The sequence below is a fragment of the Pseudoalteromonas sp. 23_GOM-1509m genome, from assembly GCF_000518425.1.
Taxonomy (GTDB): domain Bacteria; phylum Pseudomonadota; class Gammaproteobacteria; order Enterobacterales; family Alteromonadaceae; genus Pseudoalteromonas; species Pseudoalteromonas tetraodonis.
This window is the reverse complement of record NZ_JADO01000008.1, coordinates 200,513-214,221: the sequence shown is the minus strand read 5'-3', so window position 1 is coordinate 214,221 and position 13,709 is coordinate 200,513. Positions and strand designations below refer to the sequence as shown.

The window sequence follows — 13,709 nt, the reverse complement described above, 5'->3', positions numbered from 1 at the left end:
ACTAACAGCACTTTGTTCAAGTTAACTTAGCAAGGCAGTTGATCATAATAACATGCAAGTTAACCGTCAGTGGGCAGACCACATTTAAATATGGCTCTACAACTGCTAATGTAAACGCAATATGATAAACCCAATAACATTCAAATAGATGATACTCTTTTTATCACAAGCACTTCGCGTACAGGGGTTATTATTCCCTTAACACATACACTATTAGGACACACCGTGAACATAACAATTCTTGATAACGCTACACTGGCAAACACCTCACTTGATTGTATCTCAGCACTGGGAAAGCTTACCGTGCATCAGCTAACTAGCCCAGAGCAAGTGCTAGCACATAGCCAAAATGCAGAGGTGTTAATCACCAATAAAGTAGTGATTAATCGTGACACCATGGCACAATTAACATCACTCAAACTTATTTGTGTTAGTGCCACCGGCACCAATAATGTTGATTTAAATGCCGCGAAAGATTTAGGCATTGCGGTAACCAATGTTGCTGGTTATTCAACCCCCTCGGTTGTGCAGCATACCTTTTCGTTAATTACTAACTTATTAGGCAATACTCATCGCTACCAAGCGGACTGCCAACAAGGCGCATGGCAAAAAAGTGAAATGTTTTGTCGCCTTGATTACAGCTTTAATGACATTCAGGGTAAAACATTAGCCATTATTGGTGGGGGAACTCTGGGCAATGCTGTATCTAAAGTGGCTGAAGCCTTTGGTGCTCATGTCATTGTTGCAGAGCGCAAAGGTGCTGAGTGTCGCCAAGGACGCACGCCTTTTGAAACCGCAATAAAAACAGCGGATATTATCAGCGTACATTGCCCACTTAATGATGAAACGCGTGACTTAATTACGCTTAATGAATTAAAAATGATGAAACCAACTGCGCTTATTATTAACACCGCGCGCGGGGGGATCATTAACGAAGCCGACTTAGCACAAGCCTTAAAAACCAATGTGATTGCTGGTGCAGGTGTTGACGTACTAACTAAAGAGCCTGCTGAGCACAACAATCCACTGGCCAATTACACGGGAGATAACTTACTACTAACCCCACATATAGCGTGGGCCAGTACCGAATCTATTGTGCGCTTGGTTAAAGAAGTGAGTTTAAATATCGCTGCATTTAGTCAACAAGAGTCGCGTAATCGCTTGGTTTAATGCCGTTAAATTAAGTTAGTCAAAATAACTAAAAAGTGGCTTTTTAATTTTATTTCTTAAAAAAGCCACTAACTCAAAAATCACTTTAAAAATAAGCAATTGATTTTTAATGATTAAAAAACTGGCCTAGTCTTTGCTCTAAAGTCTGTAATTAATCATCTAGGATAATAAAAAATGAAAAAAACACTTTTAATCGCCGCCCTCACCGCTCCTTTTTTAACTGGCTGTGTTATTGCTGTATCCGATGGCGAAGCGGAAGGTCATTGGGCTGGTAATAGTTCTTCTAGCTGGCAAGCAACACATAAGAATAATCGTGAAATTATTTCAGGCTTGGCAATGGATAGCTCTTATCAGTCGGTATTAAAAACCCTAAAAACACCTGACTTCACCGAATTACTCAAAAAAGAAGAGGATGTTTACCAAGTCTTATTTTATGCAACGCACAGCATCCATTCAGATGGTAAAATGACTAAAGATGAATGCACACCGTTGGTATTTAAAAATGATAAATTAGTTGGTATTGGTGCCTCAGCACTGCAAATGCTGACAAACTAAGTAACTACAGCATTTATTGGGCGCTAATTTGATTGCGCCCTAACTTTTTCGCATTATACAAACCGGAATCAGCTTCTTCTAACAATGCTTTTTCAGTGTAAGCTTGGCTACTCTCACTAGAAGCAATACCGATGCTAATGGTGACGTGTGTAGCGTTTAAAGACGCATTATGTTCAATATTCAAATCATTAACGGCGTTACGTAACTTGTTGGCAAAAGCGATTGCACCTTGCTGATTGGTTTCTGGTAATACGGCCACAAATTCTTCACCGCCGTAACGCGCAACAAAATCACTGCCACGCTCACATTGCGCGGCTAACGTTTTTGCCACTGTTTTTAAACATTCGTCTCCAGCTCGGTGGCCATAGTAGTCGTTATAACGTTTAAAATGATCAATATCTATGAGTAAAACGCACAAAGGAGAGTAGTTACGCTTACTTCTACGCCACTCTCTTTCTAAGTTCTCATCTAAATAACGTCTATTGGGTATTTCTGTTAAGCCATCAATAGAGGCAAGCATTTCTAGCAAATCATTTTTTTGCTTAATTAATAACTGGTTCCGCACTCTAACTTTCACAATAGCGGCACTAAATGGCTTACCAATATAATCCATTGCGCCGAGCTCTAGCCCCTTTGCCTCATCTTCATGACGGTTGTTTGCAGAGATAAAAATAATAGGAATAGCCTGACTTATACTGTTCTCTTTTAGCTGTACGAGTACTTCATAACCATTCATACCAGGCATCATGATATCTAAAATGATTAAGTCTACTTGTGTGTGTTTAACAAACGCCAGGGCGTCTTCGCCGCTTGTCACTAAGTAAACATCATGCTCATCGCTTAAGGTTTTTTCTAAAATGATTCGGTTAAGCGCATCGTCATCTACAATTAATATTTTTGCTTTATTTATCATTGCTTACATCTAAAATTTTTATATAAATATGAACTTGTTTTAACTGTATTATCAGCTCTTTAATTGCAGCATTGGCGCTCTTGTCGCCCACTTTTAATAATTGCTCAGTATGTTGAGCACATAATAACAATCGGTTAAACCCTAAGTTTCCTGCTATCCCTTTTAGACTATGCACTAAGCGTACCATTTCAATAGTAGGTATGTCTTTTTGAAGCTCAGCTGAATATGACTCACTTAACACCGCTAACTTAGTAAGCATGCTTTGCAATAGCTTCTCATCATCATTGAACTGTGTCAAAGCGAAGGTTTTATCAAAAAAGCAAGGCTTAGATATGCCTAAATCAGCTATCGATGCAAATAAAATAGGCGCAACCACGGGCTTAGTTAAATGTTTATTCATACCACTATTCAATGAACGTGCAATATCGGCAGGCTCACAATGTGCAGTTAATGCAAAAATAGGCAATTGCTGGGCGTCAAACTGTTGGCGTATTATTTGGGTTGCTTGATAGCCATCAATACCCGGCATTTGAATATCCATTAAAACTAAATCGGGGCGCAATATATTCACCCATTCAACCCCCTGTTTAGCATCACTAGCAGTCACAACATTCACTTCGGCTTTACACAATATACTGCTAATAATGTCGAGATTGAGCGGGTTATCATCTATGGCTAATACTAAGGTTCCCGCTATTTCTTCTTGTGGTTTATCCGCTTTATATTGAGTTACTTTCTTTAACTTTTCAGGGGTTAAACTAAGTAACCGCTGCGCCAATGCACTGCGCGGTAAATACTGGCTAATAAAAGAGTCATTTATTGAAAGCTGATTCGGTTGCGAGTGCTCTATAACGATGAGTGAAATAGTACGAGTATGTAATACTGCTTTTATTGCTGACGTGAGAAAGGCAGGTACGTCATCAGCATCGATTACAATGCTATGCGCTTGTTGCAAACAATCTGGATCAGTTACGACTATTTCAAGAGCTTGATTATTGAAAAAAGGATGCGCGGTAATAACCTGATTAAGCAACTGACTCTTCGCGCTGGTGATCAGTAATAGCCTATCTGTAAAGCTTGCTGATTTCTCGGTATCTGTCGCTAAATCAAGCGTGAAGTAAAAATGACAGCCATGGCCTTTATCACTACTGAGTGCAATTTCACCTCCCATTAATGCCACACTATGCTTTACAATTGCCAGCCCTAAGCCAACCCCTTGATGCAAGCGAGTAGATGATTCATCACCTTGTGTAAAGGCATCAAATAAACGGCGTTGATCCGCTTGAGCAATCCCCACTCCCGTATCGATAACCTGAAAACAAATACGCTGCTCTGTATCGCTCTGGCTCGGCTGTAATGTCATTTTTAATGTCACACTGCCTTTATTGGTAAACTTAACGGCATTGGTAAGTAAGTTACCTAATACTTGTTGCAAACGAATTGTATCGCCGACTAAAAATGGAGAAATTTGCGAGTCTATGTCGATTTTTAGCTGTATCTGTTTTGCTTGGCATAAAGGTAAAATTAAACTTTCGCAGGTATCAATCAAATCAACTAAGCACAATGGCGCTAATTGCAGCGTTGCTTCTTTACTTTCAACGCGGGCAAAATCAAGCATACTATTTAGCATCTGCAACAAATTATTGGCCGCATATTTTGCTTGGCTAGTTTGTTGAATTTGCCGCTGTGTTAATCCGTGCTCTGCGAGTATATCCAATAATCCCAACACGGCATTGAGGGGGGTGCGTATTTCGTGGCTTAAATTAGCAATAAAACGGCTTTTAGCCAACGTGGCACGCTCTGCATCATCTTTGGCTTTGGTAAGTTCTGTAACATCTTGAATATGAATAACATAATAAAGCGGCTGACTATTTTCATTCCAAATTAACGACATACTCAACTGTAACCAGGCATTTAATTGGGTATGAGCCAAGGTTAAGTGAAACACCCTTTTTTTATTATTTAATAATTGCTGTAGTAATGCTTCAAGCTCCTGCCATTGTGTATTATTAAAAAGCGCATAAAAAGGAGTATCGGTTAATTTATCATGCTTGGAAAATAATTTTCGTGCGGCTTTGTTTACTTGTAAAATAGCGTACTCAAGCGAGAGTAAAAACACCCCATTTGCGGCAAATTCAATTGCGCTTCTAAATATAGATTCAGACTCTTTTAATGCATACAAAGTATGTTGTTGTTCTGTAATATCACGGCCAACCCCCATAGTTCCTAATAATTGCTGCTGTTCATTGTAAAAGGGAGCAATGGTTAACTGGTAAGTTCGCTCAGCAACATCTATGCGCTGCTGAATTTGCATTTTATGCTGTAATACTTGATATTCCAGCAAACTAATTTGTTCATACTCGTTACTTATGTTGTGTATTTGCAGCCCAAGAAGTTCACCTTGAGTTTTTCCTACAAACAACTCAAACGCTTTATTACAGCCTAAAAAAATGCCTTCTGTATTTTTAAAATAAATAAAATCAGGCACGCTATTAAGTACTGTGTTTAATAACGCTAAATGACGCTCTTTTGCTTGGTCGCTATGTTTTAGCTTTTGCGATTGTTGCCGTACTTGATCATCTAACTTTTGATTAGCATTTTGCAAAGAAATAACTAAATGCTCATTTTTCGCAAAAATAGCTTTTACCCGAGCAAACCAAGGTTGCCAGTTTAACGGTATTTGGTAATTTAAATACCCGCTATTGTCATCGTTATGATGCTCTAAATAACGCATCAACTCGGTCATAGGTTTGATAAATATACGTTTGCTTAACCAAAAAAAGATGTAAAACATCAAACATAAAAATAAGGCTAACGAAATAAACTCTATCAATACTTCATACACAATACCGCTTGAGAGAGTGTGCTTGTCAGCAAGAAACGCCAGATGAATAGGGTTCTTTTTTGAAGGCTGAATTAAAAATAATGAGTCTGCTCGCGCATTACTCTTTTGTGAGGGGCTATTAATATTAGGCCAATAGGTCGATAACTTTATGGCTTGATTAATTGGCTGCTGTGAACTGGCAATAATTTCATTCTCTTGGTTGATAAAAACATACTCGCCTTGCTTTGAGGTTATTATTTTCAACCAACTAGAGATAGCCTGTAAGTCATATATTAAAACAATATAATCTGAGGAGTTAAGCTCTCGCTGTCGGCCAACTGCAAAATATGCGTTATTGTCTACTTTAATAACGGCACTTGAAGTGAGTTTGTTCGCTGAAGATAAAGGTTTAAAGTCGCCATTAAGTACCTGCGTTAAAATATAACTTTGTGTATTGTTACGCCGAGCTAAATAAGTAAAGCCGCGCTCATCAACATAGGCTACAGAATGCAGCGACGAAAGCAGCGCTAAAGCAGTATTGAAAGACGGAGCCAGCGACATGACTTTTTGCCAGCGTGATAATGCCTGTTCGGAATAGCTGAATTGGCCTTTTCCTACTATTTCGCCATTAAAATGTGCTATCTGGCTATAATAATAATGCTCGTATTGATTAATGTTTTTTGTGAAGGCCTGATTCGCTGGTTGTGGGGCGTGTTTGTCATACATAATAAACATCGCATTAAGTAAATCGTCGATGGCTTGCATATCATGATCAAGCTGCGCCGATAACGCACTAAAATCGGTGGTCTTTTTTGTTATTGCACGGTCCATTTTTATATCATAAAAATGCAAACACAAAAAAGAGGCCACCAATAAAGGGATTGCTAACGCCACAAAAACAGAGCGATGATAATGTTTTAGCGGTAAAAAATTCAACGACCTACCTAATTATTAGCTCAAAAATCAAACTGTAGACTATAGAGCCAAGATGTTAAGCGCAAGTTATAAATTTTCCTCGGCGAACGAAGCCAGTCGACTGCGTACTACCCCATTAAGATTTACGGTAGCACCACCTTCAAAGTGCTTAAACCGCTCTACAATATAGGTAAGCCCCGAAGTAACCGCCGTTAAATAATTACTGTCTATTTGAGCTAAATTCCCAGTACAAATTAGTTTTGTTCCTTCCCCGCAACGGGTAATAATAGTTTTTAGCTGAGAAGCCGTTAAGTTTTGGCTTTCATCTAAAATCACCACCGCATTTTGAATACTACGTCCGCGCATAAAGTTCACCGACTTAAACTGAATATTGGCTTTTTCCATAATGTAATTACGGCTCGAAATTGGGTTTTCATCACCTTTATGCAGCACTTCTAAGGTATCGGTTATGGCAGCCAACCAAGGCGCCATTTTTTCTTCCTCGGTACCAGGCAAAAAGCCAATTGATTCTGCAATTTCAGGGGTATTACGGGTTACAATGACTTTGTCGTAAATTCCTTTTTCAATCACCATCTCTAGCGCACACGCAAGTGCCAGTAAAGTTTTACCACATCCCGCTGGGCCGGTTAAAATAACAAGCTCAATAGACGTGTCGAGCAAGGCATCAAGAGCCATTGCTTGGTAAATATTTTTTGGCTTTATTCCCCATGCACTTTGATGCATCAATCGCTCTGCACCAATATCTTTAATGGTAATATGCTCACCATCATACGATTTAACTCTAGCGGCAAACTGATCGCCATCATCAAGTAAATATTCATTACAAAACACATCAGGAATTAAATCTTTAGGGATATGATGAACTGTTTCACGTCCGTGTTGCTCAGTATTACACTGACCGACATGCTGCCAAAAATCGCCCACAATTTTTTTATAACCACTGGTGAGTAAATCAATATCGTCAATTAACTGATCAGTACGATAGTCTTCAACATATTTAAGCCCCGCCCCTTTGGCTTTTAAGCGCATGTTAATATCTTTAGTTACTAATATGACTTTTTTATCGCTGTGCTGGTTTTGTAAATGCACCGCACAATTAATAATACGGTGGTCGTTTTCATTGCCCGGCAAACCAGAAATAGAATCGGCAAATAAATGGTCGTTTACAATAATTAAGCTGCCTGTCGATCCGCCTTGTTTATTCCTTGGCAGCGCCACACCTTGTAACATTTGTTCGGGAGTTGCCTGACTCAACACCCCATCAAGGCCACGAATAGCCACTCGCGCATCGCGGCTCACATCGTGTTTTCTATCTTTTATATGATCAAGTTCTTCCAATACGGTCATTGGGATAACAACTTGGTGCTCTTGGAATGACAAATACGCGAGGGGTTCGTGAAGTAATACATTGGTATCTAGCACATACATTTTACTATCAAAATTTGAAGCTTTTCCCATAGTACTTTCCTTACGTTTTATGATTTTTATGCTATACCCAATAAACTAATCAGTGGTTACTAATAAACTTGATTAATTACTTAGGTATAATTTGAGTTTAGTCTATTTGTCATAAAAGTCTGTTTTATGACAAATATCATTTAGTTTGAATTTTCCACAAAATCGACGCACTAATGAGCGCTTAGGGTTGGTAATAATTCATACTTATAAAATTAATTAAAAGTCAGGCAAATAGCGCCTTGCAGTGGTGTTATCTAACAGGTAACATAGCCGCCTTTTTCTTCATAGACGAGACATACATGAATTTTTCCTTAGGTCAGCGTTGGATAAGTGACACAGAGTCAGATTTAGGATTGGGCACCGTTGTTGCCATTGATGGCCGCCAGGTCAGTATTTTATTTCCTGCCAGTGGTGAAAACCGTGTTTATTCTTCTGCAGAAGCACCGGTAACCCGCGTAGCATTTAATCCTGGTGATGTGATCCGAAGCGTTGAAGAATGGGAATTACAAGTCGAGTCTATTGAAGTGCAGGGTGAGTTATTGTGCTATCACGGAGAGCGTGTTGATACCGGTGAAAAAGTACAATTAAAAGAAACTTTTTTAGATCACTTTATCAAGTTCAATAAACCGCAAGACCGCTTATTTGCGGGCCAAGTAGACCGTTTTGATCGGTATACTTTGCGCTATCAAACCTGGTTACATCAGTTTGAACGTCAGCAGTCACCTATTAAAGGCTTAATTGGTCAACGCGCTAATCTTATTCCGCATCAGCTTTATATTGCTCAAGAAGTCGGTAAACGTTTTGCACCACGGGTATTACTGTCTGATGAAGTAGGCTTAGGTAAAACCATCGAAGCGGGCATGATTTTACATCAACAAATTATCACCGGTCGTGCCAGCCGTGTACTTATTGTTGTGCCTGAGAACTTACAACACCAATGGTTAGTAGAAATGCTACGCCGTTTTAATTTACGTTTTTCAATTTTTGATGAAGAACGCTGCGACGAAGCGTTTGCTGATTCACCTAATGTATTTGATACCGAGCAACTGGTACTTACTAGCCTTGAGTTTTTAACCAAGAAAAAACGCTGGTTTGAACAAGCTACGTTGGCCGACTGGGATTTATTAGTAATCGATGAAGCGCATCATTTAAGCATTAACAACAATAAACCTAGTGCCGAATACCAACGTATGGCTGAGCTGAGCCAAGATATTCCAGGGCTAATTCTTCTTACCGCTACGCCAGACCAACTGGGTCATCGTAGTCATTTTGCTCGTTTACAACTGCTCGATCCAGATCGTTTTTACGACTATGACGTGTTTAAAGAAGAAGAAGCAAACTACAAAGACGTTGCCGAAGCTGCTAATCAGTTATTACAAGAACAAGCACTGGATGACAGCGCAAAAGCCACATTAATTGAGCTATTAAAAGAAACAGATATCACCGATATCCTTGAAAAAGCCCAACAAGGCGACCTTGCTGCACGCAAAGAAATACTCAATATGTTACTGGATCGCCATGGCACTGGGCGCATATTATTTAGAAATAGCCGCAGTGGCATTGATGGCTACCCTAGCCGTAAATTACATGCCTACCCAATGGCATTACCTAAGCAATACAAAACAGCAATGACCGTGCTGGGTAATATGAGTGGCATTCAAAATGCCGAGCTCAGTGCGCAACGTGCACTTTTCCCTGAAAAAATATTTCAAGAATTTGAAGGTGAAAGCGCAAGTTGGGGATTATTTGACCCTCGCGTAGATTGGTTAATTGAAACGCTAAAAACACTCAAGCGTGAAAAAGTATTACTCATTTGTGCTAAAGCCGAAACCGCAATCAGCCTTGAGCAAATATTACGTGAACGCGAAGCAATTAAAGCCTCGGTTTTCCACGAGGGCATGTCGATTATTGAACGTGACCGCGCTGCGGCATTCTTTGCCGATGAATACGATAACGCACAAATATTACTGTGTTCAGAAATTGGTTCAGAAGGTCGTAACTTTCAGTTCTCACATCACTTAGTGTTATTTGATTTACCACTCAACCCCGATTTACTTGAGCAACGTATTGGTCGATTAGACCGTATAGGGCAAACACAAAATGTGAACATTCACGTGCCATATTTTGAAAACACGGCCCAAGAAGTACTACTGCGTTGGTATAACGAAGGCTTAGATGCGTTTGAAAGCACATCAACCACTGGGCAGTTGTTATATAAAGAGTTTAGCGAAGATTTACTTGAGTACATTGCAGCTCATAATTGTGATGAAGATGAGCTAGATCCACTCCTTGAGCAAGTAGCACAAAAAAATGCAGTATTACGCAAACAAATGGAAAGTGGTCGAGATCGCTTGCTAGAGCTACATTCATCGGGACAGGGTGCTGCTGATTCACTTGTGGCTGACATTGAAAAGCTCGATAACCAGTTTGAACTGCCAAGCTACATGATCAACGTGTTCGACACCTTTGGTGTAAGCCAAGAAGATAAAGGTGAAAACACCATTATTTTAAAACCCACTGAGCACATGTTAAACGCTTCGTTCCCATCGCTAAAAGACGATGGAATGACAGTAACCTTTGACCGCGATACCGCGCTTTCTCAGGAAGATGTGCACTTTATTAGTTGGGATCACCCTATGGTGCAAGGCACTATGGATATGATTTGTGATGATGATTTTGGTAGTTCATCGGTGGCGTTACTTAAAAACAAAAAGTTACCACCAGGCACCTTTTTTGTTGAGCTAATATTTGTTGCCGAAGCCATGGCACCAAAAGTCCTGCAAGTGGGTCGCTTTTTACCCCCTACGCCAATTCGTATTTTACTCGATAAGAGCAGTAATAACTTAGGTGAAAATGTTGGTTTTGATGGCTTTAATCAGCAACTATCTGCGGTAGGTCGTCAAACAGCAAGTAAATTAGCCGGTGCATTGCAAAGTGCGGTTCATCCAATGATCAACACCGCAAAAGACATGGCGCAACAAAAGTTGGATGTTATTCGTGCCGAGTCATTAGCAAAAATGCAAACATCGTTGAGCGAAGAGCAACAGCGATTAGTTGCACTGAAACAAATTAATCCAAACATTCGCCAAGAGGAAATTACCTTTTACGATAAACAACGCAATGAGCTAACCGCACATATTGAAAAAGCGCAGTTAAAACTCGATGCGATTCGTTTGATTGTGGTTTCGCACTAGAGAACCTAGCTGTCAGTCGTTAGTTAAAGATTACTAACGTGTGTGTATAAAAAAAAGCGCGATATTTATATCGCGCTTTTTACTTGAGCCTAAGACCTCACTCCACTAAAATAGCGCACTTCAAAATCACTGAGGTCTGCCGTGTTAGTTAACTACAATCCCCCTATGAGCCCGTATTTAACTATACTGTTTCAAGATGATGATTTACTTATTGTAAATAAGCCTAGCGAATTACTCACCGTCCCAGGTAAAGACCCAAAACATGCCGATAGCTTAATAAATCGCGTCAACCGTGTTTTTCCTAGTGCTAAAATTGTTCACCGTTTAGATATGGCTACCTCTGGCATACTTTGCTTAGCAATGAACAAAGCCGCTCATCGGCATTTAAGTATGCAATTTCAAGAGCGCGAAACAGCAAAACGTTATATTGCACGTGTTTACGGGCAACTTGAAACTGAAACAGGCTCTGTTGATTTACCGCTTATTTGTGATTGGCCGAATCGTCCTAAGCAGATGGTTGATCATGACAATGGCAAACCTTCGCTCACTCATTTTAAAGTGCTTGAACGTGAAGCACAGGCAACCCGTGTAGAGCTTACTCCTATTACAGGGCGCTCACATCAGCTGCGCGTGCACATGTTAAGCTTAGGCCATCCTATTTTAGGCGATCGCCTCTACGCCCATAAAGACGCACTTGCTGCTGCTCCTCGGTTACAATTACATGCACAAATGCTACAACTCAAACACCCTGTAACGGAGCAAGTACTTACTTTTGAAGCTGAGAGCGAGTTTTAACACGGTTTAATCTTTTAGCTATTTACAGTAAATAGCTAAACTTTAAGAGCACTACGCCGATACATAAATAAGATTTAAATTAAAAGCTTATTATGTTTATTACGCAGATGTTTAAAGTCATTATTACTACTCTTGTGCTTGGCTGTACGTTAATCAGTTTTCAAGCGCTGAGTGCTGAGTATATCGCTCCTCCTCCCTTTTCAAAAAATATTGATGCGGATATCTCTCGCCTAGCTCAAAGTGATGAAGTAAAGCCTATTTTAGCTGGTGATACTGAGTTTTTAACTTTATACAGTGAATATATGAGTGCGGACTTTAGAGGTGTTGTAATACTTATTCCTGACTGGCAATCAACGCCGACAAACAATGCAGGCATGAATTTTTTACGTAAAGAGCTGAATAATCAAGGGTATACCTCTTATGCGATGACAGTGTCTGATATTGATTGGCAAGCAGCTCAAGATGATGCAGCAAAAACGATTAATGATCCTGTGGGCAAAAATAATGAAACAGCCAACGCAAATACTAAGCCAGACACCAGTACACAAAAACAGCCCCATCATGCTGACTATGTTGAACAAGTAAATACTGAAGTGGTAGATAACTATAAATTAAAACTAGTCGCTCGCTACGACGCTTTATACCAACAAGCTGCGATGGAGTCTGAGAATATTGTTGTTATTGCACAAGGCACCAGTGCTGGGGTATTGTTGGAGCACTACGCTGAATTTTCAGACTCAAAAATAAGCGCCTTCATTAGTTTAAGTAGCTACCTTCCTAATACAAAACGTAATGCAAAGTTAAGCCAAATAACATCCTTGGTCACCCCCGCTTTGTTGGATATTTATTTTGCTACAGACAGTAATGATATCTTAATGAACCTTAAAAACCGTCAGCGTTGGGTTAATCGAAATGCAAAGTTTGATTATCGCCAACGTCAGTTGTTTGGATTACGCGATGCGCCGCAGCAACATGCACGGCTAAGCAAAGAAATAGACGGGTTTTTACGCCGCCTTTTTTAAATACTCGTATGCCGCTTGAATATCTTGGCTTTTTTTAACCGCGACTTCCATCATATGCTTAGGTAAACCTTGCGATACGAGCTTATCAGGATGGTGCTGAGCCATGAGCTTACGGTAGGCTACTTTAATATCACGTTGCGATGCGTCTTTATTTAACCCTAATAAGGCCAATGCTTGCGAACGGTTCATATCATTACTTGGTGGTACATGATGCCCTGAGCCTTCACGGTAGCTGCTACTTTGACTTTGCTGCTGTTTAAAACGCTGTTGTTGCTGCCTAAAGTTAAACTCTGCTTGATAACGTTTTAATACAAAGGCAAAGTGTGCTTTAGACACACCAAGCTGCTTACTAACTTCTTGCAGTAATTGCTTTTCTTGTGCAGCAAGTACCCCGTCAGAAAACGCCATTTGAATTTGAATTTCTAAAAATAACTGCAGTAAATCATAACGTTTAGCAAAACGTTCTTTAAAATCATAAACCGTATCTTTGAGTGAAAAGTCGCTGTCTTTACCCGATTGAAACGCCTGCTGCGCTTCACGGCGCTCCTCGCCTTTTAAGCCCATTTCATCCATAAACAGCGTCGCTGCTTTAATGTGGGTTTCGCTAACACGGCCATTCGACTTGGCAATATGTCCCATTACCGCAAAGCAACTCGAAAAAAACAACGCTTGGCGTTCGTTAACATCATCGCCTTTAAAAAGGTTAGAAAAGCCGCCAGCTTTATCAAAGTCTTTTTTTAGGCTTTTATCAAACATATGGCCTAGGTATAAGCCTAAAATGGCACCAAATATTTTGCCAAACATAAAACCAAAACAGAAACCGAGAATTTTTCCCCACATTT

At 39.9% G+C, this 13,709-nt stretch carries 9 protein-coding genes; 5 read left to right on the top strand and 4 right to left on the bottom strand.

The genetic code is table 11. The features are described from left to right. Positions 1-225 precede the first annotated feature (225 nt). Positions 226-1,170, top strand: a complete 945-nt coding sequence (locus N523_RS0100950; RefSeq protein ID WP_013465868.1) for a D-2-hydroxyacid dehydrogenase — start codon at positions 226-228, stop codon at positions 1,168-1,170. A 174-nt stretch (positions 1,171-1,344) separates the two neighbouring features. Further along, positions 1,345-1,725 carry a DUF3192 domain-containing protein gene (locus tag N523_RS0100945; protein ID WP_013465869.1) on the top strand — a complete coding sequence of 127 codons (381 nt, stop codon included), beginning with the start codon at positions 1,345-1,347 and terminating at the stop codon, positions 1,723-1,725. Between the two features lie 13 nt (positions 1,726-1,738). Here the strand turns inward: N523_RS0100945 and N523_RS0100940 are convergent, their stop codons facing one another. The 3 genes from N523_RS0100940 to N523_RS0100930 form a co-directional block, all read right to left on the bottom strand. Continuing rightward, the gene (locus N523_RS0100940; protein ID WP_016900589.1) at positions 1,739-2,638 is read right to left on the bottom strand and encodes a diguanylate cyclase; all 900 of its coding nucleotides are present in this window, start codon (positions 2,636-2,638) and stop codon (positions 1,739-1,741) included. Next, positions 2,628-6,398, bottom strand: a complete 3,771-nt coding sequence (locus N523_RS0100935) for a PAS domain-containing hybrid sensor histidine kinase/response regulator (RefSeq protein WP_028835632.1) — start codon at positions 6,396-6,398, stop codon at positions 2,628-2,630. Before N523_RS0100935 ends, N523_RS0100940 begins: the two co-directional genes overlap by 11 nt. Positions 6,399-6,464: 66 nt before the next feature. Next, positions 6,465-7,856, bottom strand: a complete 1,392-nt coding sequence (locus tag N523_RS0100930; RefSeq protein ID WP_028835631.1) for a PhoH family protein — start codon at positions 7,854-7,856, stop codon at positions 6,465-6,467. A gap of 299 nt (positions 7,857-8,155) precedes the next feature. Here N523_RS0100930 and rapA point away from each other — a divergent pair, with 299 nt between their 5' ends. The 3 genes from rapA (at position 8,156) to N523_RS0100915 (ending at position 12,867) form a co-directional block, all read left to right on the top strand. After that, entirely contained in the window at positions 8,156-11,050 is a 2,895-nt protein-coding gene (gene rapA, locus N523_RS0100925) for an RNA polymerase-associated protein RapA (protein ID WP_028835630.1), read from the top strand. 141 nt (positions 11,051-11,191) lie between these two features. After that, positions 11,192-11,845, top strand: coding sequence for a bifunctional tRNA pseudouridine(32) synthase/23S rRNA pseudouridine(746) synthase RluA (rluA, locus tag N523_RS0100920; RefSeq protein WP_028835629.1), 654 nt, complete (start codon positions 11,192-11,194; stop codon positions 11,843-11,845). Between the two features lie 92 nt (positions 11,846-11,937). Next, positions 11,938-12,867, top strand: coding sequence for a DUF3530 family protein (locus N523_RS0100915; RefSeq protein WP_028835628.1), 930 nt, complete (start codon positions 11,938-11,940; stop codon positions 12,865-12,867). Here N523_RS0100915 and djlA read toward each other — a convergent pair. Then, entirely contained in the window at positions 12,850-13,707 is an 858-nt protein-coding gene (djlA, locus tag N523_RS0100910) for a co-chaperone DjlA (RefSeq protein WP_008113211.1), read from the bottom strand. The two genes, N523_RS0100915 and djlA, sit on opposite strands and share 18 nt — an antisense overlap. Positions 13,708-13,709 lie beyond the last annotated feature (2 nt).

Excerpts from the sequence above, each read along its gene's own strand:
- N523_RS0100945 (WP_013465869.1), top strand. The coding sequence starts at position 1,345 with ATGAAAAAAACACTTTTAATCGCCGCCCTCACCGCTCCTTTTTTAACT.
- N523_RS0100940 (WP_016900589.1), bottom strand. The coding sequence starts at position 2,638 with ATGATAAATAAAGCAAAAATATTAATTGTAGATGACGATGCGCTTAAC.
- N523_RS0100930 (WP_028835631.1), bottom strand. The coding sequence starts at position 7,856 with ATGGGAAAAGCTTCAAATTTTGATAGTAAAATGTATGTGCTAGATACC.
- rapA (WP_028835630.1), top strand. The coding sequence starts at position 8,156 with ATGAATTTTTCCTTAGGTCAGCGTTGGATAAGTGACACAGAGTCAGAT.
- N523_RS0100915 (WP_028835628.1), top strand. The coding sequence starts at position 11,938 with ATGTTTATTACGCAGATGTTTAAAGTCATTATTACTACTCTTGTGCTT.
- djlA (WP_008113211.1), bottom strand. The coding sequence starts at position 13,707 with ATGTGGGGAAAAATTCTCGGTTTCTGTTTTGGTTTTATGTTTGGCAAA.